We start from the raw sequence: 21415 nt of genomic DNA, 5'->3' as shown, positions 1-21415 counted from the left end.
TGATCGACGGCCCGCCTTGGAAAGCGCTTAACAGCCGCTGATGGTCCCGGGCAAACGGCGCGCTACCCCTCCTCGCGGCCTAGACCGGAAGCAGCCTGCTCACCACACCGGTCAGCTGGCGCGCCGACCGGCATTCGTGCATCTCGACGACCTCGGCGTAGCGGTTGGCCGCCGAATCGCCGGTGCCCCACATCTTTTCGGCCTCCGGATTCAGCCAGTGCGCGTGCTTGGCCACCTGGACGAGTTCCCGCAGCGTATTCAGCGCCGGATCGCGATAGTTGGTGCGGGCGTCGCCGAGGATCAGCAGGGAGGTGCGGCTGGTCACCACATCGGGCCAGTCCTCCGCGAAACCGCGCAGCGCCGCACCGTAATCCGAATGCCCCTCGAATCCGACCACCTTCGTCTCGGTGAAGATGCGCCGGGTCACCTGATCCAGCGGTGTGACCTGATCGAAGATGTGGGTCACCTCGTCCACCTGGTCGACGAAGGCGAAGATCCGCACCCGCGAGAACTGCTCACGCAGCGAATCCACCAGCAGCATGGTGAAACTGGAGAATCCGGCGACCGATCCCGAGATATCGCACAGCAGCACCAGATCCGGGCGACCGGGCCGCGGCTTACGGGTCTGCAGCGTGATCGGCACCCCACCGGTGGACATGGATTTGCGCAGCGTCTTGCGCAGGTCGATCTCGCCGCGCCGGGACCGTCTGCGCCGGGCGGCGAGCCGGGAGGCCAGCACCCGGGCCAACCGCTGCGAACCGCGCCGCAGTTCGGCCAGTTCGTTCTCCGAGATCCGCAGGAAGTCGGCATCCTCGGCCTGGCGCTGAACACCGTAGGTCGCCACCCGCTCGCGGCCCAGCCGCTCGGCTACGCGCCGCCGGGTCTCGGCCTCGACCGTGCCGCGAAACGCCTTGACCCGTTCCCGGGCGGCACGGCGGGCGACCTCGGTGTCGAACTCCGAATTGTTCTGCCCGGCGGCCAATCCCGCGAGGATCTTGCTGATCAGCACCTCGGGCTGCACATCCTTCAGCGTTTGATACGCCGAGAACGACGGCCCGTTCGCCGACTGGTACTGCCCCATCTGCTCGACCATCTGCGCGGCCAGATTCTGCAGCTGCCGGGTCTGGTCCCCGGTCGGCTCGGCGGCCAGCATCTCGGCCAGCATGCGCCGCAATTCGAACAGGTCGATTTCACCGTCGTCGCGCCGCGGGAGCTCGATGTCCTCGGCGCCCGCGCGCTCCCCCAGTGCGGCGGGGAACCACAGCTCGAACAAGCCGTCGAAGGTGGCGCGCTGGGTGGGCCGGCGCAGCAGCGCACAGGCCAGGCCCTCGCGCAGCATCTCGCGATCCATCAGATCGACCACGGTGAGCACTCGGCCGGCGTCTACCGTTTCCGACGGGCCGACCGGAATTCCCCTGGCGCGCAAGGCTTCCACGAAGCCGACCACATGCCCGGACAGTCCGTGCGGCGCGGTCTCGCCGGGTTGCGGGGCACCCTGCGCCGCGGACGCGGACCCACCCCGCAGCGCCGCGGACACCAGCGCGCGGGGGGTGGTGCGCTTACCGGACACGGCTCAGGCCAATTTCAGCTCGGCCAGGGCGCGCTGATGGTCGCTCTGGTGTTTGAGCACCACGCCGAGCGTCGCGCGCACGGTCTTGTCGTCGAGATCCTTCAGTCCCAGCGCGAGCAGCGTGCGGGCCCAGTCGATGGATTCGGCGACCGACGGCAACTTCTTCAACTGCATCCCGCGCAGCACGTGCACCACCCGGACCAGCTGTGCGGCCACCGCCGGTTTCAGCTCCGGCACCCGGCTGGCGAGGATGCGGCGCTCGAGTTCCTCGTCCGGGAAGTCGATGTGCAGGTAGAGGCAGCGGCGCTTCAGCGCCTCCGACAGTTCGCGGGTCGCGTTGGAGGTGAGCACCACGAACGGGCGGCGGGTCGCGGTGATCGTGCCGAGTTCCGGGACGGTGACGGCGAAGTCGCTCAGCACCTCCAGCATCAGGCCCTCGATCTCGACATCGGCCTTGTCCGCCTCGTCGATCAACAACACGGTGGGGTCGGTGCGCCGGATAGCGGTCAACAGCGGGCGCTGCAGCAGGAATTCCTCGCTGAACACATCGGCTTTGGTGTCGGCCCAGGCGTTACCCGAATCCGACCCACCGGAGGTCGCGGACTGGATGCGCAGAATCTGCTTGGCGTGGTTCCACTCGTAGAGGGCCCGCGCCTCGTCGATCCCCTCGTAGCACTGCAGGCGGACCAGTTCGGCATCGGCGACCTGGGCCACCGCGCGCGACAGTTCGGTCTTACCGACGCCGGCGGGTCCCTCGATCAGCAGCGGCTTGGCGAGCCGGTCGGCCAGGAACACCGAGGTGGCGGTGGCCTTGTCGGCCAGGTAGCCGGTGGTGGCCAGGCGGTCGATCACATCGTCGACCGAGGCGAAAATCGGCTCGTGCACGGTCGTCTGCACAGTTGGGCCCTCCTTCGGGAACAGCGCAGCCCACTGCAGGTATGCACCGTAAAGTCCAGCTGCTCACGACGGTACACACCCGCGGGCCGGGTTCGATACTGCGGTGCCGGCGAGACCACGGGCCCGACCGGCACCGACGGTCACGGCCGGGGACGGGTTCAGCTCGGCCGAATCTGGCCGTCGCCCCACACGATCCACTTGGTGGAGGTCAGCTCCGGCAGCGCCATCGGACCGCGGGCGTGCAGCTTCTGAGTGGAGATACCGATCTCCGCGCCGAATCCGAACTGCTCACCGTCGGTGAAGGCGGTCGAGGCGTTGACCATCACCGCGGCCGCGTCCACTCGGGAGGTGAACTCGCGGGCCGCCTTCAGATCGGCGGTCACGATGGCCTCGGTGTGGCCGGTGCCCCACTCGTTGATGTGGTCGACCGCGGCGTCGAGACCGTCGACGACCTTGAGCGCGATATCCAGCGACAGATATTCGTCGGCCCAATCCTCCTCCGTCGCGGGAACCAGGCCGGGCAGATCGCCGTGGATGGTGACCTGTGCCCGTTCCAGCGCGTCGATCAGGCGCGGGACCGCGGTCTCGGCGATCGCGCGATCGATGAGCACCGTCTCGGCGGTATTGCAGACGCTGGGCCGGCGGGTCTTGGAGTTCAGCAGAATCGATTCCGCCATTTCGAGATCAGCGGCGGCGTGCACGTAGACGTGGCAGTTGCCGGTGCCGGTTTCGATGGTCGGGACCCGGGCGTCGCGCACCACCGCGTTGATCAGCCCGGCGCCACCGCGCGGGATGACCACGTCCACCAGGCCGCGGGCCTGGATCAGATGGGTGACGCTGGAGCGATCCTCACTCGGCAGCAGTTGGACCGCGTCGGCCGGAAGCCCCTGGGCGACAAGGGCTTCGCGCATGACCTCGACCAGGGCGGCATTCGATCGGGCCGCCGAGGACGAGCCGCGCAGCAGGGCCGCGTTACCGGATTTCAACGCCAGGCCGAAGGCGTCGACGGTGACGTTCGGGCGGGCCTCGTAGACCATGCCGACCACGCCCAGCGGCACGCGCACCTGCCGGATCTCCAGGCCGTTGGCCAGCGTCGAACCGCGCAGCACCTCGCCGACCGGATCCGGCAGGCCGGCGACCTGACGCAACCCGGAGGCGATGCCGTCGATGCGCGGCTCGGTCAGCCGCAGGCGATCGAGCAGCGAGGCCGCGGTGCCGCCCGCCTCCGCGGTCGCGATGTCTTCGGCATTGGCGGCCAGGACGGCATCCTTCGCCGCGAGCAGCGCATCCGCCGCGGCGTGCAGGGCCGCATCCTTCTGCGCGGTCGTCAGCTGTGCCAGCGTCCGCGACGCCACCCGAGCCCGCCGCGCCGCCTCGTGCACCGCCTCGCGCACGGTATCCACTTCGCCGACAGTTCCAGCAGTCATGGTGAACAGCCTACTGACCGGGACGCGGACGCCGCCGCCGGATAACCACCGAACGTCCGCTGTGCGTCGGTGCCCGCCGCTACCGTGGCCTCATGGTCGCCACCATCCGGTTGTCGTCGGGTTCGGGTCGCTGGGTTCTGCTGGCCACGGTGCTGGGCTCGGGAATGGCGATGCTGGACGCGACCGTGGTCAATGTGGCCCTCCCCCGCATCGGCGAGGAATTCGGCGCCTCGATGGCGGGGCTGCAGTGGACGGTCAACGCCTACACGCTCACGCTGGCCGGGCTGATTCTGCTCGGCGGCTCACTGGGCGACCGATTCGGACGGCGGCGGATCTTCGTCGTCGGCGTGGTGTGGTTCGCGCTGGCCTCGGCGATCTGCGGTGCGGCACAGGGTATTCCGATGCTCATCGCCGCCCGCGCACTGCAGGGCGTGGGTGGCGCGCTGCTCACGCCCGGCTCACTGGCGATCATCCAGGCCTCTTTCGCGAAATCGGATCGCGCCCGCGCGGTGGGCGCGTGGTCCGGGCTCGGCGGAGTCGCCGGCGCGATCGGCCCCTTCCTGGGCGGATGGCTGGTCGGCGCGGTCGGGTGGCGCTGGGTGTTCCTGCTGAACATTCCGCTGGCCGCGGTGGTGGTGCTGGTCGCGGTGCGGCATGTGCCGGAGACCTACGGTTCCGGCGCGTCCGACGGCTCGGCGGCCACCCGCCCGGCTCCCGAATCCGGCGGCCGGGCACACGAGGGCTTCGATGTGCTGGGGGCGTTCCTCGCGGCATTGTGCCTGGCAGGCATCACCTACGCACTGACCATGGCGCCCGAACACGGGAGCAGCCGGGCGGCCGTGGTGGCGACGGCGGTGATCGGTGTGCTCGCCGGGGTGGCCTTCGTCGTCGTCGAGCGGCGGCGCTCGGCGGGGCACGACGCGCCCGGACACCACGGGCCGCCGCCGATGCTGCCGGTCGAGATCTTCGCCTCGCGGCAATTCAGCGCGATCAACGCGGTCACCTTCGTGATGTACGGCGCGATGGGCGTGGTGTTCTTCCTGCTGGTGCTGACCCTGCAGGTGGTGGCCGGTTTCAGTCCGATGGCGGCCGGGACCGCGATGCTGCCCGCCACCGTGCTGATGCTGTTGTTCTCGGCCCGCTCGGGCGATCTGGCTCAGCGCATCGGACCGCGCATCCCGATCACCGCGGGTGTGCTGCTGGCCGCCGCCGGGATGTTGCTGATGATGCGGATCGGCACCGACGCCTCCTACGTCACCGATGTGCTGCCCGCCGCCCTGGTGTTCGGCCTCGGACTCACCCTGGCCGTCGCACCGCTGACCGCGACCGTGCTGGCGACGGCCGACGAACAGCACGCGGGGGTGGCCAGCGGCGTCAACAATGCGGTCGCCCGGGCGGCCGGATTGCTTGCGGTAGCGGCTGTCCCGCCGCTCACCGGACTCACCGGTGCCGCCTACACCGACCCCGCCGCCTTCGAGCGCGGGTTCCACCAGGCCATGCTCATCTGCGCGATCGTGATGGCCGCGGCCGCGGCACTGACCGTGGTCACCGTCCGCGACGACGCGCTCGAGAGCGCTGGTCCCGAGGCCGCGCCGCAATGCAAGGTCAACTGCCCGGTCGCGGGGCCGCCCCTGGAGCCCCGGCATGCCGAATTCACGTCCGGCCCGGTCGAGAACCAGGAGTGAGCCGCACGCACGGAACAGCCTGTGTCCGAACACTCTTCGCGGCCGCGTTGTCGGCGATTCCCGTGGATGATTCGATGGTGTCATGGCAGATATCGACAGGGTGGTGTCGGCGGAGCGTGAGGTCGCCGCGCCGGCCGGGCACATCTTCGAATTGATCGCCGATCCGGCGCAGCAGCCGCGATGGGACGGGAACGACAATCTCGACCGGGCGGAGATCGGGCAGCGCGTGCGGAGCGTGGGTGATGTCTTCGCGATGACACTCACCAACGGGAGTGTGCGCGAGAACCACGTGGTGGAATTCGAGGAGGGCCGCCGAATCGCCTGGCTGCCCGCGGAATCCGGGCAGCGGCCGCCGGGACATCTGTGGCGCTGGGAGCTCGAACCCGTCGGCGAGAGCCGGACCCTGGTGCGGCACACCTACGACTGGACGCGGCTGACCGACGAGGTCCGGCTGCCCAGGGCCCGGGCGACGACCTCGGACAAACTACTCGGGTCGCTCGACCGGCTGGCCGCGGTGGCGACGGCGGCCGACCACGCCTGACGGCGGCGACGTTCGAGCCCGCAGACGCCGCGGCGGGTTACGGTGCGTGCATGGCACGGATCGCAGTGGTCGGCAGTATCAACATGGATCTGGTGACCCGCACGCCGCGGCGGCCGCGGCCCGGTGAGACCGTCCTCGGCACCGCCTTCGATACGGTGCCCGGCGGGAAGGGCGCGAACCAGGCGATCGCCGCTCGGCGTGCGGGCGCGGCGGTCGATTTCGTCGGCGCGGTCGGAACCGACGTCTTCGGCGTCGAGTTGCGAAAAGTGCTCGAGGACAACGAGATCGGGACCGCCGGACTGCGCACCGTCGAGGGGGCCAGCGGGACCGCCACCATCGTGGTCGACGACGCCGGCGAGAATACGATCATCGTGGTCGGCGGAGCCAATGCGGAGCTGTCCGGGCTCACCGACGGTGATCGCGCCCTCGTCGCCGAGGCGGATATTCTGCTGTGCCAGCTGGAAATTCCGGTGGAGACCGTGCTCGGCGCCGCCCGCTGCGCCCGTGAGCACGGCACTCTCGTTCTGCTCAATCCGTCCCCCGCGCGGTCACTGCCACCGCAGCTGTGGGAGGCGGTCGACATCGTGGTGGTCAACGAGGGCGAAGCGGCGCAATTGGATTCGGAACTCCGGGCGGTCCCGCATGTGCTGACCACCCGCGGCGGCGAGGGCGCGCGCTATCGCGGACCCGAGGGCGAGCTCTCTCATCCGGGCGTGCGGGTCGAGGTGGTCGACACCACCGGCGCCGGGGACACGTTCACCGGCGCGCTGGCCGCACACTGGCACGAGGGCCCCGCGACCGCTCTGGCGTGGGCCTGCACCGCCGGCGCTCTGGCCACCACCGTCGTCGGCGCCACGGCGGCGATCCCCACCGCGGCGGCGATAGAGCGTGCACTCACTTCGCGGTGTGGCGAGCGATGAGTTCCGACATCTGGGCACCCACCCGTTCCAGCGGTGCCATCGAACGTGTCGCCAGGGACAGGATCACCGCCCCCTCGAGCGCCGCGACCACCGTGGTGGCCAGCGATATCGCCAGATCGGGCTCGACGTCCTCGGTTTCGAGGCGTTCGGCGAGGATGGTCTCCCATTCGGTGAAGGTCGCACCGGCGGCGTCGGCCGCTTCGGGCGCCTCCGACCGGCCCAGCGCGGCCGCGACTATCGGGCAGCCGGCGGTGAAGTCGCTCGCCGCGAGCTTCTCGCGCCACAGCGCCGGGAAGGCGCCGACACACGATGCCACGTCCGCCCCCGCGGTGATCGTGCGCAGCAGCGCGCTGTAGGTGGCACCGGCCGCGCGGGTCGCCTCCGCGATCAGTTCCGATTTACCGCCGGGGAAGTTGAGGTACACCGAGCGGCGCGAGATGCCGCTGTGGTCGAGCAGCTGCGCGATGCCGGTGCCGGCCACACCGTTGCTGCGCATCAGATCCACGGCGCTGTCGATGAGCCGGTCGCGGGCTCCCATGATGCGACCCCTTTCCTCGTGCACCCTGCACGGTCCAGCCTACCGTTGCCCTAGACCGATCGGTGTACTACTGTGCCGACTATACCGATCGGTATACCTCATTTCCGATCCGCGCCCTGGAGGATAGGCATGACCGGACTGCACGACCCACTCCCCCTGCCCTGTGGCCAGGTACTGCCCAACCGGATCATGAAATCGGCGCTCAGCGAGGGGCTCGGCACCGCGGCACATGCTCCCGACGACCGGCTGGTCCGGCTGTATCGCCGCTGGGGAGCGGGCGGCTACGGCCTGATCGTCACCGGCAATGTGATGATCGACCGCACCCAGCTCGGCGAGCCGGGCAATGTGGTTATCGACGACGATCGCGATCTCGCCGCGCTGACGCGCTGGGCGAAGGCCGCCAAGGACGGCGGCACCCCGATCTGGATGCAGCTGAATCATCCCGGCCGCCAAGCCAATCCGCTGGCCACCCGGCAGCGGCCGGTGGCGCCCTCGGCGATCGCGTCGGGAGTGCCGGGCCTGCCCACGCCGCGGGCGCTCACCGAAACCGAGATCCACGACCTGATCCGGCGCTTCGCCGACGCGGCGCGGATCGCGGAATCGGCCGGCTTCGACGGGGTGCAGATTCACGGCGCCCACGGCTACCTGGTGTCGCAGTTCCTGTCCCCGCTGGCCAATCAGCGCACCGACGACTGGGGCGGTGACGGGCTGCGCCGCGCGCGCTTTCTGCTCGAGGTGGTCGGTGCGATTCGCGCGGCGGTCCAGCCGGGCTTCGCGGTGGCCGTCAAGCTGAACTCGGCGGATTTCCAGCGCGGCGGATTCACCGAGGAGGAATCGCGGGAGGTGGTCCGGCAGTTGGCCCGGCAGCCGCTGGATCTGATCGAAATCAGCGGCGGCAGCTACGAATCCCCGGCGATGATGGGCCGGTCCCGCAGCGCGGCGGCGAGTACCCGAGCGCGGGAGGCCTACTTCCTGGAGTACGCGGAGACCGTGCGGCAGGTCGCCGCCGCGGTGCCGCTGGCGGTCACCGGCGGGTTCCGCAGCCGGACGGCGATGGGCGGGGCGGTCGACTCCGGCGCCTGCGATGTGGTCGGACTCGGCCGCCCCACCACGGTGTACCCGGCTGCCGCCGCCGACCTGCTCACCGGCGGGGCCGAAGTCCTCCGTCCGCCGTCGATTTCGCTCGGTCTGCGTGGCCGGATCGCTCGCATCGGTACGTTGCGCGCGGTCGACGGCGCCTTGGATCTGCAATGGCACACCGATCAGCTGCATCGCCTCGGCGCCGGGCTGGATCCGGATCCGGCCCGGTCACCGCGGTCGACCGCGATAACCATGCTGCGCCGCAACGGACTCGACGCTTTCCGATCCCGGCGCACGACAGCCGGCACCGACCGCAAGTCGACGAAGTTCCGGATCGAACGCGCCGTCGGCCGCTATCTGGTCAACCCCGGTTTCGCCGCACTGGACCGGGTGGGTGTGCGGTCCACCTTCGCGACCGAACTGGAGACCATCGGCCGCAAATCCGGTCAGCCGCGCCGGGTCCCGGTATCGGTGCTGTTCGACGACGACGGCGCGTGGATCATCTGCCAGCACGGCATGCGGTCGGGCTGGGGCAACAATGTGCGCGCCGATCCTTCGGTACGCCTGCGGCACAACGGAACCTGGCGTACGGCCACGGCGGAGTTGCGCCCGGACGACGACGTGGTCGCCCGGGCCCGCGCCTTCGCCCCGCACCCAGCGCTCGCACCGCTGACCACCGCCGGATTCGCCGCGTTGCAGACCGATCCGATCTCGGTGCGGGTCACGTTCACCGACGTGCAGGAACCAGTCCTGTAACTACTGTGGTCGCCGGTTCGCCTCACCGCGTGCCGGCCGCCACACGGTGGTGACGGCCGCTCAGCCGCGCGCCCATTCGTGGCCCCAGTAGCTGTCGGCCGTCATCTCCTCCGCGACATAGTCCTCGCCCACGAGCACTCCCTCGCAACCGAATTCGAGGTCCCAGCCGCCCGGGGTGCGGACGTAGAAGGAGATCATCTTGTCGTTGGTGTGGCGGCCGAGTGTCGAGGACAGGTGATAGCCCGCCTCGGTCACCCGGTCGAGAGCCCGGCCGACATCGTCGAGCGCATCGACCTCGACCATCACGTGCACGATCCCCGGACCGTCGCCACGGCCGCCCGGAATCAGCGCCAGGCTGTGGTGGCGGGGATTGACACCCATGAACCGGATCCAGATCGGATGTTCGGGGGGACCCACCCGGAACGAACCGCGCGAGGCGAAGTCCAGTACCTCGGTGTAGAACTGCCGCGCCGCCTCGATATCGGGCACCGGCAGGACGACGTGGCCGAGACCGAGATCGCCGGAGACGAAACGGTTTCCGTACCTGCCGACCACCGGGCTGTGATCGAGCAGAGGTCCGTGGAAGACCTCGACGGTGAAGCCGGCCGGATCGGTGAAGCTGATCGCCTCCTCGACGTGGCGCGCGGCGGATTCGGCCAGGGTGAGTTCGGTGACCTCGACACCGGCCGCGGTGAGCGTTTCACGCACCAGCGTCAGCGAGCGCCGGTCGGCGACCTGCCAGCCGACGGCGATCACCTCGTCCCGATCGCCCGGTACCAACTCCAGGCGGTAGGTGTGCTCGTCGGTGCGCAGATAGACCGACTCCGGATTCGGGCCCGACCCTTCGGCGAATCCGATGATGTCGAAGGCGAATTCACGCCACGCGGCGACATCGGCGATCCGCGCTCGGACATAACCGAGCGAGCTGACGGCGGCCATTTTCTCTCCTCGAAGAATGGGGTTCAGGAATAGCTGATCGAAACGTCGTCGGTGACCGGTACCGCCTGACAGGCGAGCACGTAGCCCTCGGCGAGATCCTCCTCTTCGAGAACCTCGTTGCGGCGCATGGACACCTCGCCGGACACCACCCGGCACACACACGCGCTGCACGCGCCTTCGCGGCACGAATACGGCGCCTCGAGTCCCGCTGCCAGCAAGGTATCCAACAGGACCTGGCGTCGCGGCCATGCCATCCGGTGATGCTCGCCGTCGAGCTCGACCTCGACGTTCGCCGAGTCGGCGGGGTCGGCGTCGTCGCTCGCGGGGGGTGCGGCCTCGAACGGATTGCCGGTCAGGGAAACGAACTTCTCCATGTGCACGCGCCGCCGGTCGGCGCCGTGCGCGGCCATCGCGGCGGCGACGGCGTCCATGAACGGCCCCGGACCGCAGACGAACGTCTCGCGATCGGCCCAATGCCGCACCAGCGCGGACAATTGCGCCACACTCGGCAGACCCTGCACCGATTCCAGCCAGTGCAGCACCTGCAGCCGATCCGGATGGCCCCCCGCGAGTTCCGCGAGTTCCGCGGCGAAGATGACCGACGATTCGTCGCGATTGGCGTACACGAGGGTGCAGTGGCCGCTGCCCTGCGCGAGCACCGATTTCAGGATCGACAACACCGGGGTGATGCCGCTGCCTCCGGCGAACAGCAGCAGATCGGCGTCCAGCGAGGCCGGGGTGAACAGTCCGGCGGGCGGCAGCACCTGCAGGGTGTCACCGGCGACTGCGTTGTCGCACAACCAGTTCGACGCATATCCGGCCGCCGTGCGTTTGACGGTGACCTTCAGCGGCCCACCCTCGTGCGGTGCGCTCGACAGCGAGTAGCACCGGCTCACCGAACCGGTCAGTTCGCTGGGGATGCGCACAGTGAGGAATTGCCCGGGCCGATAGCCGAACCGCTCGGCGTGTTCGGGCTGCGGCGCCAATTCGAGCGATACCGCGTCCGCGGTTTCGCGCACCACACGGACGATCTCGACCACGACCGGATCGGCCGGCGACCCGGCGGCCGCCACGACGCCGTCCGCGGATTCGCCGCCATTTGCCGAGTCACGCGAGCCGGCGTCCTCGCGCGACGTGCGCGGCTCACGCACGTCGAGTTCGATCGCGGTATCCATCGAGCACCACCACATCCGTTCCTGTGCCGTTCATCCAGCTTCCTGCCCCTGTCATGCCACCGTCCGGCCGCGGGTGCGCACATCGACATCGCGGGTACTCACGCTCAACTGGCCCGACTGCACCGCCGCGTCGATGCTCTCGCGCAGGGCGGTGCAGGTGTGCGCATGCGTGCCCGGCAGCGACAGTTCGGTGCACGCACGCATCGCCGACCGGCTCCACTGCACACTCGTATGCTGCGGGCTGAATTTCTCCACCAGCACGCACGTTCCGCAGGATCGGCACGAAACCTCGTCCATCGCGATAACTCTCAGCCCGCCACGGCCTGCTCGGCCCGCTTCGCGAGATTCTCGGCGACCTCGGCCTCCCAGGCGGTGACCGCGCGGGTGGTGTCGACTTCGAATTCGAAGCGCGCGGTCATCTCCTCCGAGATGTCGGCGACGTCGGTGTAGAACTGCTCGTACCAGCGGCGCAGCTGATAGACCGGTCCGTCCTCCTCGCACAGCAGCGGATTGTTGATGCGCGACTTGCGCTTCCAGATCGCCGCGTCCTGTTCGAACCCCTTGCCGAGACCGCCGACGAAGGAGGCCGCGATCTGCTCGGCCCGCTCCGGCGAGACGCCCTGCGGCTTCTTCGCGATGGCCCCGTACTGCAGCACGAACCGGTTCTCGGTGATCGGATAATGGCAGTTGATCAGATAGCCCTCGACCGAGAGATCCGCGCTGTCGCTGCGCAGGTAGTCGATCATGTAGGAGGGCCCGTAGTAGGACGCCTCCGAATGCAGAGTGTTCTTGCCGCCCAATGCCTTCGCCGTCTCGCCCATCATGTCCTCGCGCGAGATGGAGGTCATGTACTGACTGGCGATGTGGCCCTCGAAAACATTCTTGAAGAACGTCGGGAAGCCGTAGTGCACGTAGAAGAAGTGCGCCATGTCGACCACGTTGTCGACCACTTCGCGGCAGTTGGCATCGACGATCATCGAGTTCCAGGTCCAGTCGGTCCATTCGTCGTCGAAGGCGGCGTCGATGCGCGGGATGGTGATGTCCGCGGGCGGCTGCTTGCCCTCCGGATCGTTCCAGACGAACAGTTGCTTGTTCTGCTCCAGCGTCGGCCACGCCTTGGTGCGCGCCAGCGGAGGCACCCGGCGCGCGTACGGGATTCCGGTGCATTTGCCCTTGCCGTTCCACCGCCAGTCGTGGAAGGGGCAGGCCAGCGAATCGCCCTTGACGGTGCCGTCGGCGAGATTGCCGCCCATATGCGGACAATAGGCGTTGAGGACATTGAGCGTGCCGTCCTCGCCGGCGAACACGACCAGTTCGGTACCGAAGGCGGCGACGGTGTGCGGCTTGCCGTCGCGGAAGGAGTCCGCCAGACCCAGGCAGTGCCAGCCGCGGGCGAACCGGGTCGGCGGTGCGCCGGCGTCGATGACCCGCACTTCGCTGTCGCTGTTCATGATTCCTCCGTCTCGAATGCGATCGGCCTCGATTGCGATCGGCCTCGACTACCCGCCGGCCGAACCCGCCCCGGGTGATGACTCGATGCTCGCCATCGGGACGGGGCCCGGCACGCGTAGTCCCACTGGCCGGGAGATCCGCTCCGGCCATCGGCAGTGACGGGACGCCTCGGCGGTGCGGGCGGGTATGCACCGGGCTCGTCACCACCGGCATGCCCGCGGACCCGCGTCAGTGCCCGTGCAGACGTTCGAACGAGGAGCGGTAGAACAGCAGCGGCGCCTGTTCGGAATGTTCGGCCAGTGCGGTGACTCGCGCGATCACGATGGTGTGGTCGCCGCCGTCCACCTCGCGATCCAGTTCGCAGTCGATACTGGCCAGCGCACCGCTCAGCCGCGGCGACCCGTTCCCGGACACCTCCCAGTCCACGCCGGCGAATTTGTCGGTGCCGCTGCGGGACAGCGCGCGGCAGGTGTCGGCCTGATCGTGGGCGAGGATGTTCACGCAGAATCGTCCTACCTCGCGGATGCGCGGCCACGACGTCGAGGTCCGCGCGGGGAAGAAGCAGACCCGGGGCGGATCGAGGGACAGCGACGAGAACGACTGGCAGCTGAACCCGATCGGCTGGTCGCCGGACAGGGCGGTGATCACCGTGACCCCGGAGCAGAACCTGCTCAGCACGGATTTGAAGCTCGCCTCCGAGATCTCGTCCACCTGTACTACCGGCTCCACGGCCACTCCTTGTTTCGGACAGACATATAGCTGCAAGTCATGACACCAGGTCGGCTCCGGGGCCCGTCAACGGCCAGGTCCGGTGAACGGGAGAGATTTCGGTAGCACTTACGTAGTTCCACCGATTCGCGATCGGTGTGGTGGCAGCCACTGTGATAGGTGACACAAATGCCGAAACCGAACATGCCTAGTCGAAATACTTCTACATTGCATATGAGCCAACGGAGGTACATATGACCGTCACCGTGCTGCCCTCCGCGGAACGCACCACCACGGCCGCGCATCACGCGACGACGGGCGCCAGGGCTCATCGAGCCGGCGCGCCGATTCCGGTGTCGATGATCGAGCGAATGACGCTGATCCTGGACGCCTTCGACGCGAACACCCCGACTCTGACACTGCTGGAACTGGTCGAGCGGACCGGACTTCCGCGCTCGACGGTCCACCGCATCCTGGATCAGATGATCCGGCTGCGCTGGCTGGCGCATTCCGCCGGCGGCTACCGCCTCGGCATGCGCACGCTCGAACTGGGCGGACTCACCGCGGACCACAACGAGATTCGCGATGCGGTGAGTCCGCTGCTGCACGAACTGTCGCAGCGGACGGGCATGGTGGGCCATCTGGCGGTGCTCGACGGTCGCGAGGTCGTCTACCTGGACAAGGCCGGCGGCCGGTTCGCCGCTGCGCTGCCGACCCGGCTCGGAGGCCGGATGCCCGCGCACGCAACGGCTTTGGGCAAGTCGATGCTGGCGGCGCTGGAACCCACCATCGCCGAGGCCGCCTTCCGCGGCCGGCTGCCCCGGCTCACTCCGCGCACCCTGGCCGAGCCCGATGCGCTGCATCGCGAACTCGGGCAGATCCGGTTGCGCCAGGGCGTGGCGATCGACCGCGAGGAGGCGATGGTCGGCATCGCGTGTGTGGCCGCGCCGCTGCGTGGCCGCGGCGCCCCACCGGCCGCACTCTCGCTGTCGGGACGAGCCGAGGCGATGAGTTACGACCGGCTGGCCCGGGTGGTCCTCGAGGTCGTGCACGAGGCCGGGCGAGCGCTGTTCCCGCACCGCACCCGCTGGCGCTGATTTCGGATCCGCATATGACTGGACGGTATAGTTCGGCGATGACATCTGGCACCGATCTGCCGACCACTTCATGGGCCGTGCTCGGGATGCTTTCGCATGCGGACGAATTGTCCGGCTACGACCTGAAGAAGTGGGCGGACTGGAGTTTGCAGTTCTTCTACTGGAGCCCCTCGTTCAGCCAGATCTACGCCGAACTCAAACGCCTCGAGAAGCACGGGTACGTCACTTCGCGCACCGTGACCTCCGAGGACGGTGTGCGCGGCAAGCGGATGTACGCGATCACCACGAGCGGCCGGGATGCCGTGGCGCACTGGGTCAATCATTCACCGGTGGAAGCGCCGGTGCTGAAACACAGTGTGCTGCTGCGGGCCTGGCTCGGTCATCTGGCCGAGCCGGAGCGGCTGCGCGAAATCCTCACCGCGCATATCGATTACGCGGAGAAGATGCGCCGCCGCGCCGCCGCCGACGCCGAAGGGTCCGACGCCAACCCGGATTGGGCCTTTCCCAGTGCCGTGTTGCGGTGGTGCATCCGCCACTACGAGGCGGAGCGCCAGCTGGCCGAGGATCTGCTCGACGACCTGGAGGCGTTGAACAAGCGCGGGCGGCTGCCCCGCAATCGCGAGGCGCCGCTCGCACCGCCGAAGTCGAAGTCTCGTCCCCGATAGCCGGACGGCGGGACGCCCGGTACATACCGGGTCCGTCGCTACACTCGCCGGATCCGGGCCAGCCAGGCGGCGGTATCCACGGTCCCGTTCTCGGCGACATTCAGCCCGGCGACCTGATCGGCGACCACCGGGGTGACCCGGCCGCGATAGGACGTGGGCCGCAGATCCTCCAATTCCCAACCGGCACCGAAGGATTCACGCAGCATCCGATCGCTGATGCGGGGCCCGAAACCCGGGTCGGCGTCGGACAGTGCCAGGACATGCACCAGACCGCCCGGAGCGCACAGGGTGTGCAGCGACCGGACGTAGGCGGCGCGGGTACCGGGATCCTCGCGGAAGATGTGGAACAGGGCGCTGTCGACGATCGTGTCGAAGACGCCGAGTTCGGCGGCCGCGGCGGGATCGGCACCGAGCCGGACGGCGTCGGCCACCCGGAAGTGCGCCGCGGGCACCCCCTTCGCGGCGGCGTTGCGCCGCGCGTACTCGACGGCGCTCGGCGACAGGTCGATACCCAGCACGTCGTAGCCCAGGGCGGTGAGGGCGATGGTGTGCTCCCCCGCACCCGTTCCGACGTCGAGCACCCGCCCCCGAATCAACCCCTCGCGTTCCACCTCCACGATCGCCGGCTGCGGCTCACCGATCACCCAGGGAGCGGTGTCGTCGTCGTAGACGGTGTTCCAGAACTCTGCGGCCTGTGTCATGACCCCAGCGTGCATCCTCAACCGCACTCGAGGTCAACGCCGACGCCGGGTTCCGGAAAATCGACGTCCCCAGAATCTCACTGAGCGGAACCCTTCCTAGCGGGAGGCCTTTCGGAATATTTCTATTAGGCATACAGGAGGTGCACGATGACCGGTGAACTCGATTCCATCCAGAACGCACTCGACGCCCTGGCCGCCGGCCGGCCCGTCGTGGTGGTCGACGACGAGGATCGGGAGAACGAAGGTGATCTCGTACTGGCCGCGGAATTCGCGACCGCGCAGACCATCGGATTCCTGATCCGCCACACCAGCGGCGTGCTGTGCGTGCCGATGCCCGGCGCCGATCTCGACCGGCTCTCGCTCCCCCCGATGACGGCGGTCAACGAGGATCCCAAGGGCACCGCCTACACCGTATCGGTCGATGCGGCCGCGGGCGTCAGCACGGGTATCTCGGCGGCCGACCGCGCCCACACCATGCGGCTGCTGGCCGATCCGCGCACCACCCCCGCCGACCTCACCCGGCCCGGGCACGTCTTCCCGCTGCGGGCGCATCCGCGCGGCGTGCTGGGCCGCGCCGGGCACACCGAGGCGACCGTCGACCTGTTGCGCGCGGCCGGGTTACGGCCCGCGGGCGTGATCGCGGAGGTCGTCGACGACGACGGATCGATGGCCCGGCTGCCGCAGCTGCTGACCTTCGCGCGCGAGCACGAGCTGCCGATCATCTCCATCGCCGACCTCATCGAGTACCGAAAGCACCGCGAGCACACCGTCACCCGGCTCGCGCAGACCCGGCTGCCCACCCGCTACGGCGATTTCCAGGTCTTCGGCTACCGCGACGCCGACTCCGGCGCGCAACCGGTCGAACATCTCGCCCTGGTCTTCGGCGATCCGTCCGGAACCGACGTCCTGGTCCGGCTGCACTCGGAATGCCTGACCGGCGACGCGTTCGGCTCGCTGCGCTGCGATTGCGGTGAACAGCTCGACGCCGCCCTGCGCGCGGTGGCCGCCGAGGGACGCGGTGTCCTGGTGTATCTGCGGGGCCAGGAGGGCCGCGGCATCGGCCTGCTGAACAAGTTGCGCGCCTACGAACTGCAGGACGCGGGCGCCGACACCGTGGACGCGAACCTGCGTCTCGGCCTGCCGATCGATGCCCGCCGCTACGGCGCGGGCGCGCAGATCCTGAGCGATCTGGGTGTCGAATCGGTGCGGTTGCTCAGCAACAATCCGGACAAGCAGGAGGGCCTGCAAGCACACGGCATCGCGGTCACGCACCGGATTCCGCTGCAGACCGACCCGACCGAACACAACGTCCGCTACCTGCGCACCAAACGCGAGCGCATGCGCCACCAGCTGGCCGGGCTCGACATCGCCTCCGCCGCGGCGAACTGAAATATCTTGTGCCGCAACGGTTGTCGTCGAGATCAGAGCCGATGTTCGGCGAGCCAGCGCCGGCCGCGCGCCGCTGAGGCCCGCGACAGCCAGGCGTCCTGGACGATTTCGCGCAGTTCGTCGAGGTCGAGTTCACCGATGCGGGCCCCGCGCAGCAGCACCGACAGATGCCCGTCGAAATGAGCGGTGGTGAAGAACGGCGAATCCGGATCCTGAACGAGCGCACGCTTGTCCGACTCCGACGGCACCCAGAAGACGATCACGTCCGGGTACCGCTCGCCGGTGTCCTGATCGACGGCGTCCGGGCGCGGGGTGCGGAAGAAGATGAACGACTTGCCACCGACCTGGAAGACCGGATTGCCGCTGGACCCCCGCACCACGGTGACGTGCGGCATCGCCAGGGCGAGTGCTTCCACGTCCTCGATCCGCGCCCGGCGTGCCACCGTCGCTCAGTCCGCCAGCTGGGTGAGCAACTTGCGGGTGCGTTCGGCGGCCTGGCCGCCGACGAAGGGCGCGGCCACGAATTCCGTGGCACCGGCGGCGAACACCTTCTCGATACGGGCGGCAACCTGCTCCTCGGTGCCGATGATCGCCAGATCGGCCGGCCCCTCGGCGCCCTCGCGATCCATCATGGCCCGATACGAGGGCAGCGAACCGTAGGCGGCGAAGACGGTCGCGGCCTTCTCCCGGCCGCGATCGATATCGTCGGTGACCAGCACCGGCAGCGAGCAGACCACCCGCGGCGCGGGCCGGCCGGCCTCGGCGGCAGCCGCGGTGATGGTCGGTGCGATGTGGTCGGCGATGGTCGCGGGGCCGGTCATCCACAGCACGGTGCCGTCGGTGCGGCGCGCGGCCAATTTCAGCATCTGGGTTCCCATCGCGGCCACGAGCACCGGGATCCGGCCGGTCTCCCCCGCGGTGAGGCCGAGGTTCGCGCTCAGGGTCTCGCCTTTGTACGACACCGGTTGTCCCTCGAGCAGCGGCCCGAGAATCGACAGGTACTCCTTCATGTGCCGGGCCGGGCGGCCGAAGTCGTAGCCGAACATGTTCTCGATGACGATCTGATGCGACAGCCCGATCCCCAGGGTGAGCCGTCCGCGACCGACGGCGAGCGCGGTGGTGGCGGCCTGCTGGGCCAGGGCGCCCGGGTGCCGCGGATAGGTCGGCACCACGGCCGTGCCGAGTTCGATATTCGGCACCTTGCTGCCGGCGACGGCGAGCGCGGTCAGGGCGTCGAGACCGAAGATGTGCGACAGCCACGCCGATTCGAAACCCTCGTCGGCCACCTGCTGCAGTTCGTCGGTCAGGCGCACGAGCGCATCCGGTCCGGTCTGTTCGCTGAGCATGATGCCGATCCGCACTGCGGGCCTCCTGGGGACGAGGGGTCTGTGGGTCCGCGGCCCCGACGGACCGCGGGTCGAATATCGGTTCGCCGTCTCAGCCTATTCCCGTTTCCGCCGTCCGCGGGCACGTGGGACCGACATCGCCGATGTGGTCCGCACGCGTTTCGATCACGATAGGGTTGGCGATCATGGCGCGGCGTGTCACCGGGAATCTTCCCGCCGAGGTCACCAGTTTCGTCGGCCGCCGCGACGAACTGGCCACCGCGAAACGGCTGCTGCCCGCGACCCGGGTGCTGACTCTGCTCGGCCCGGGCGGCGTGGGCAAGACGCGGCTGTCGCGACAGGTCGGCGCGGCGATGGCGCGCGCCTTCCCGGACGGGGTGTGGCTGGTCGAACTGGCCGATGTGCACGATCCCGATCTGGTCACCCTCAGCGTCGCCGAGGCGTTGGATCTGCGCGACGACACCACGGCGCCGCTGGACCGGCTCACCGAATTCCTCGCCAGCAAACGACTCCTGCTGGTCCTGGACAACTGCGAACATCTCATCGACGCGTGCGCGACCCTGGTCGCCCATCTTGTCGCCGCCACCCCCGAGGTGCGGGTGCTGGCCACCAGTCGCGAGGTGCTGGGCATACCCGGCGAGCAGGTGATGCCGATTCCGCCGCTGTCGGTCACCGACGTCGACAGCGATGCGATGCGGCTGCTGGTGGAGCGGGCGACCGCCGCGAATCCGGATTTCACCTTCACCCCAGCCAACCGCGACACCCTCGCCGCGATCTGCCAGCGCCTCGACGGCATCCCGCTGGCACTGGAACTGGCGGCATTGCGGTTCCGGGTGTTCACACCCGAGCAGATTCGCGACCGGCTCGACGACACCATGGACCTGCTCAGCGCCGGACCACGCACCGCACCGCAGCGTCAGCAGACCATCGAGGGCGCGATCCGCTGGAGCTACGAACTGTGCACACCCGCGGAACAGCAGCTGTGGCAACAGTTGTCGGTCTTCGCCGGTGGTTTCGACATCGAGGCCGCCGAGGCCGTGTGTCTGCTGCCACCGGGGCCACAGGGACTGCTCGACGCGCTGACCGGTCTGGTCGACAAGTCGGTGCTGCGATTGCGCTACGACGCTGCCGCGCCGCGCTATTCGATGCTGGAACCGATCCGGCAGTTCGGCCAGGACCGCCTCGTCGCACACGGTGACGAGCGCCGGGTGCGGGCCCGCCACCGCGACCACTACCGCGGGCTGGCCCTGCGCGGGCAGACCGCGTACTGGAGTTCCGACGATCTGGCGTGGTTCCGCGAATTGGCACGCGAACACGCCAATCTGCGCTCGGCCCTGCAATTCTCGATGCTCGACGCACCGCAGCTGGCGATGGAGACCGCGACCGTGCTGCGCCCGTTCTGGGAGCACTACCGGTTCCTCTCCGAGGGGTATCGGTGGCTGACCGACGCCCTGGCCCGGAATCCGGAACCGAGCTGGGAACGAGCGCGCGCGCTGTCGTCGGCGGCGTCGTTGGCGGCACTGCTGTCGGATCGGGAGTCGGCGGCGCGGCTGGCGAACGAATGCGTCACCGTCGCCACCGATCTGGGCGCCACCGACATCCTCGCCGAGGCGGAACTGGACGCGGCACTGATCGATTTCACCGACGCCGATACCGCCGGTGCGCTGCGCCGCTCCGAGGAGGCGGTCCGGCTGGCCCGCGCCACCGAGCATCACGCCACCGAAATGGACAGTCTCGCTTTCGGTTTCATGTGTGCGACCCTGCTGGAGGAGCCCCGATCGACCGAGATGGCCCGCGAGTTCCAGGTGCTCACGCAGCGCTACGGCCCGCATATGTTGGGTGGGCTGGCGTTGTGGACGCTGGGCATCGATCAGTGGCGGCTCGGCGATCAGGACGCCGCCGACGACTACCTCGGACGCGCGATCGAGGAATTCGCGCTGTTCGACCGATGCGTCTGGCTGGCTTCGGGTTTCGACGGCATGGCATGGTCGGCCGCCGCCCGCGGCGATATGGAACGGTCGGCGCGGCTGATGGGCGCGGCCGAGACGCTGCAGCGCAGCACGGTGCGCCTGGCCCATACGATCACCAGCGCGGTGGGTGAAAAGGTGCGCGACGAAGTGCGGAACTCACTGGGCGACAGCGGTTTCCGCGCCGCCTATGACGCGGGGGCGGCGATGACGCTACCGGCGGCGATCGATTTCGCCCTGGGTCGCGGGCCCGCCGCCGAGGAACCACCGGCCGCGCCGGCGCGCCCCACGCCCGTCGACACCGCGGCACTGTCGCTGCTCACCCGCCGGGAGAAGGATGTGGCGCGGCTCGTCGCCGCCGGGCACAGCAACAAACGCATCGCGGCCGATCTGGTGATCTCGGTGCGCACGGCCGAGACCCATGTCGAGCACATCCTGACCAAACTCGGCTTCACCTCACGGACCCAGATCGCGGGGTGGGCGCGCGATCACGGGTTGTAGCCCGGCGCACGACGTGCGGCCGGCGCGGCCCGGAGACGACGGTGGCCGCCGCACCCTCGTG

Annotated in this window: 20 protein-coding genes; 8 read left to right on the top strand and 12 right to left on the bottom strand. The window is 69.1% G+C overall.

Going from position 1 to position 21415, the window contains the following annotated elements:
• Positions 1-79 precede the first annotated feature (79 nt).
• The 3 genes from IG65_RS0100660 to IG65_RS0100650 all read right to left on the bottom strand — a co-directional run bounded on the left by IG65_RS0100660 (position 80) and on the right by IG65_RS0100650 (position 3894).
• Positions 80-1525 (bottom strand): VWA domain-containing protein, encoded by a 1446-nt coding sequence (locus tag IG65_RS0100660; protein WP_030512811.1) that lies wholly within the window; start codon positions 1523-1525, stop codon positions 80-82.
• Between the two features lie 48 nt (positions 1526-1573).
• Positions 1574-2467 carry a MoxR family ATPase gene (locus IG65_RS0100655; protein WP_030512810.1) on the bottom strand — a complete coding sequence of 298 codons (894 nt, stop codon included), beginning with the start codon at positions 2465-2467 and terminating at the stop codon, positions 1574-1576.
• Between the two features lie 158 nt (positions 2468-2625).
• On the bottom strand, positions 2626-3894 hold the full coding sequence (locus tag IG65_RS0100650) for a glutamate-5-semialdehyde dehydrogenase (protein WP_030512809.1): 1269 nt from the start codon (positions 3892-3894) through the stop codon (positions 2626-2628).
• A 92-nt stretch (positions 3895-3986) separates the two neighbouring features.
• Between IG65_RS0100650 and IG65_RS0100645 the strand changes: the two genes are divergently transcribed.
• The 3 genes from IG65_RS0100645 to IG65_RS0100635 all read left to right on the top strand — a co-directional run bounded on the left by IG65_RS0100645 (position 3987) and on the right by IG65_RS0100635 (position 7040).
• Positions 3987-5579 carry an MFS transporter gene (locus IG65_RS0100645; RefSeq protein WP_030512808.1) on the top strand — a complete coding sequence of 531 codons (1593 nt, stop codon included), beginning with the start codon at positions 3987-3989 and terminating at the stop codon, positions 5577-5579.
• A gap of 82 nt (positions 5580-5661) precedes the next feature.
• A complete protein-coding gene (locus IG65_RS0100640) occupies positions 5662-6120 on the top strand; it encodes an SRPBCC family protein (protein ID WP_030512807.1) in 459 nt (152 codons plus the stop codon).
• A gap of 50 nt (positions 6121-6170) precedes the next feature.
• Positions 6171-7040, top strand: coding sequence for a ribokinase (locus IG65_RS0100635; protein ID WP_030512806.1), 870 nt, complete (start codon positions 6171-6173; stop codon positions 7038-7040).
• On the opposite strand, the gene IG65_RS0100630 is transcribed toward IG65_RS0100635, so the two are convergent.
• Positions 7015-7578: a TetR/AcrR family transcriptional regulator gene (locus tag IG65_RS0100630; RefSeq protein WP_030512805.1), complete on the bottom strand. Its 564-nt coding sequence runs from the start codon at positions 7576-7578 to the stop codon at positions 7015-7017. The two genes, IG65_RS0100635 and IG65_RS0100630, sit on opposite strands and share 26 nt — an antisense overlap.
• A 129-nt stretch (positions 7579-7707) precedes the next feature.
• On the opposite strand from IG65_RS0100630, the gene IG65_RS0100625 reads away from it, so the two are divergent.
• Positions 7708-9414: a nitroreductase family deazaflavin-dependent oxidoreductase gene (locus IG65_RS0100625; protein WP_030512804.1), complete on the top strand. Its 1707-nt coding sequence runs from the start codon at positions 7708-7710 to the stop codon at positions 9412-9414.
• A 60-nt stretch (positions 9415-9474) separates the two neighbouring features.
• Here the strand turns inward: IG65_RS0100625 and IG65_RS0100620 are convergent, their stop codons facing one another.
• The 5 genes from IG65_RS0100620 to IG65_RS0100600 form a co-directional block, all read right to left on the bottom strand.
• The gene (locus tag IG65_RS0100620; protein WP_030512803.1) at positions 9475-10353 is read right to left on the bottom strand and encodes a VOC family protein; all 879 of its coding nucleotides are present in this window, start codon (positions 10351-10353) and stop codon (positions 9475-9477) included.
• Positions 10354-10376: 23 nt separating this feature from the next.
• Positions 10377-11528, bottom strand: coding sequence for a ferredoxin--NADP reductase (locus tag IG65_RS0100615; protein WP_081879175.1), 1152 nt, complete (start codon positions 11526-11528; stop codon positions 10377-10379).
• A gap of 51 nt (positions 11529-11579) precedes the next feature.
• Positions 11580-11789, bottom strand: coding sequence for a hypothetical protein (locus tag IG65_RS0100610; RefSeq protein WP_051755075.1), 210 nt, complete (start codon positions 11787-11789; stop codon positions 11580-11582).
• Positions 11790-11836: 47 nt separating this feature from the next.
• Positions 11837-12979 carry a Rieske 2Fe-2S domain-containing protein gene (locus IG65_RS0100605; RefSeq protein WP_030512800.1) on the bottom strand — a complete coding sequence of 381 codons (1143 nt, stop codon included), beginning with the start codon at positions 12977-12979 and terminating at the stop codon, positions 11837-11839.
• A gap of 229 nt (positions 12980-13208) precedes the next feature.
• On the bottom strand, positions 13209-13709 hold the full coding sequence (locus IG65_RS0100600) for a flavin reductase family protein (RefSeq protein WP_051755175.1): 501 nt from the start codon (positions 13707-13709) through the stop codon (positions 13209-13211).
• 233 nt (positions 13710-13942) lie between these two features.
• Between IG65_RS0100600 and IG65_RS0100595 the strand changes: the two genes are divergently transcribed.
• Both IG65_RS0100595 and IG65_RS0100590 read left to right on the top strand, forming a co-directional pair.
• Positions 13943-14785, top strand: coding sequence for an IclR family transcriptional regulator (locus tag IG65_RS0100595; protein ID WP_036522673.1), 843 nt, complete (start codon positions 13943-13945; stop codon positions 14783-14785).
• 38 nt (positions 14786-14823) lie between these two features.
• On the top strand, positions 14824-15450 hold the full coding sequence (locus tag IG65_RS0100590) for a PadR family transcriptional regulator (protein WP_063015509.1): 627 nt from the start codon (positions 14824-14826) through the stop codon (positions 15448-15450).
• A 38-nt stretch (positions 15451-15488) separates the two neighbouring features.
• Here the strand turns inward: IG65_RS0100590 and IG65_RS0100585 are convergent, their stop codons facing one another.
• The gene (locus IG65_RS0100585) at positions 15489-16151 is read right to left on the bottom strand and encodes a class I SAM-dependent methyltransferase (protein WP_030512796.1); all 663 of its coding nucleotides are present in this window, start codon (positions 16149-16151) and stop codon (positions 15489-15491) included.
• Positions 16152-16298: 147 nt separating this feature from the next.
• Between IG65_RS0100585 and IG65_RS0100580 the strand changes: the two genes are divergently transcribed.
• Positions 16299-17540 (top strand): bifunctional 3,4-dihydroxy-2-butanone-4-phosphate synthase/GTP cyclohydrolase II, encoded by a 1242-nt coding sequence (locus tag IG65_RS0100580; protein ID WP_030512795.1) that lies wholly within the window; start codon positions 16299-16301, stop codon positions 17538-17540.
• A gap of 32 nt (positions 17541-17572) precedes the next feature.
• On the opposite strand, the gene IG65_RS0100575 is transcribed toward IG65_RS0100580, so the two are convergent.
• Positions 17573-17935, bottom strand: coding sequence for an MmcQ/YjbR family DNA-binding protein (locus IG65_RS0100575; RefSeq protein ID WP_051755173.1), 363 nt, complete (start codon positions 17933-17935; stop codon positions 17573-17575).
• A 54-nt stretch (positions 17936-17989) separates the two neighbouring features.
• On the bottom strand, positions 17990-18901 hold the full coding sequence (locus IG65_RS0100570; RefSeq protein WP_030512793.1) for a TIGR03564 family F420-dependent LLM class oxidoreductase: 912 nt from the start codon (positions 18899-18901) through the stop codon (positions 17990-17992).
• Between the two features lie 170 nt (positions 18902-19071).
• Between IG65_RS0100570 and IG65_RS0100565 the strand changes: the two genes are divergently transcribed.
• The gene (locus IG65_RS0100565) at positions 19072-21354 is read left to right on the top strand and encodes a LuxR C-terminal-related transcriptional regulator (RefSeq protein WP_036522671.1); all 2283 of its coding nucleotides are present in this window, start codon (positions 19072-19074) and stop codon (positions 21352-21354) included.
• Positions 21355-21415 lie beyond the last annotated feature (61 nt).

Origin of the sequence: Nocardia sp. NRRL WC-3656, assembly GCF_000720265.1 — a bacterium.
Classification (GTDB): domain Bacteria; phylum Actinomycetota; class Actinomycetes; order Mycobacteriales; family Mycobacteriaceae; genus Nocardia; species Nocardia nova.
The sequence above is the reverse complement of the archived record's forward strand: the minus strand, read 5'-3'. Positions and strand labels throughout refer to the sequence as shown.

Coding starts and splice junctions, on each gene's coding strand:
- IG65_RS0100650 (WP_030512809.1), bottom strand. CDS start 3,894: ATGACTGCTGGAACTGTCGGCGAAGTGGATACCGTGCGCGAGGCGGTG.
- IG65_RS0100645 (WP_030512808.1), top strand. CDS start 3,987: ATGGTCGCCACCATCCGGTTGTCGTCGGGTTCGGGTCGCTGGGTTCTG.
- IG65_RS0100640 (WP_030512807.1), top strand. CDS start 5,662: ATGGCAGATATCGACAGGGTGGTGTCGGCGGAGCGTGAGGTCGCCGCG.
- IG65_RS0100635 (WP_030512806.1), top strand. CDS start 6,171: ATGGCACGGATCGCAGTGGTCGGCAGTATCAACATGGATCTGGTGACC.
- IG65_RS0100630 (WP_030512805.1), bottom strand. CDS start 7,578: ATGGGAGCCCGCGACCGGCTCATCGACAGCGCCGTGGATCTGATGCGC.
- IG65_RS0100625 (WP_030512804.1), top strand. CDS start 7,708: ATGACCGGACTGCACGACCCACTCCCCCTGCCCTGTGGCCAGGTACTG.
- IG65_RS0100620 (WP_030512803.1), bottom strand. CDS start 10,353: ATGGCCGCCGTCAGCTCGCTCGGTTATGTCCGAGCGCGGATCGCCGAT.
- IG65_RS0100615 (WP_081879175.1), bottom strand. CDS start 11,528: ATGGATACCGCGATCGAACTCGACGTGCGTGAGCCGCGCACGTCGCGC.
- IG65_RS0100605 (WP_030512800.1), bottom strand. CDS start 12,979: ATGAACAGCGACAGCGAAGTGCGGGTCATCGACGCCGGCGCACCGCCG.
- IG65_RS0100595 (WP_036522673.1), top strand. CDS start 13,943: ATGACCGTCACCGTGCTGCCCTCCGCGGAACGCACCACCACGGCCGCG.
- IG65_RS0100590 (WP_063015509.1), top strand. CDS start 14,824: ATGACATCTGGCACCGATCTGCCGACCACTTCATGGGCCGTGCTCGGG.
- IG65_RS0100585 (WP_030512796.1), bottom strand. CDS start 16,151: ATGACACAGGCCGCAGAGTTCTGGAACACCGTCTACGACGACGACACC.
- IG65_RS0100580 (WP_030512795.1), top strand. CDS start 16,299: ATGACCGGTGAACTCGATTCCATCCAGAACGCACTCGACGCCCTGGCC.
- IG65_RS0100575 (WP_051755173.1), bottom strand. CDS start 17,935: ATGCCGCACGTCACCGTGGTGCGGGGGTCCAGCGGCAATCCGGTCTTC.
- IG65_RS0100565 (WP_036522671.1), top strand. CDS start 19,072: ATGGCGCGGCGTGTCACCGGGAATCTTCCCGCCGAGGTCACCAGTTTC.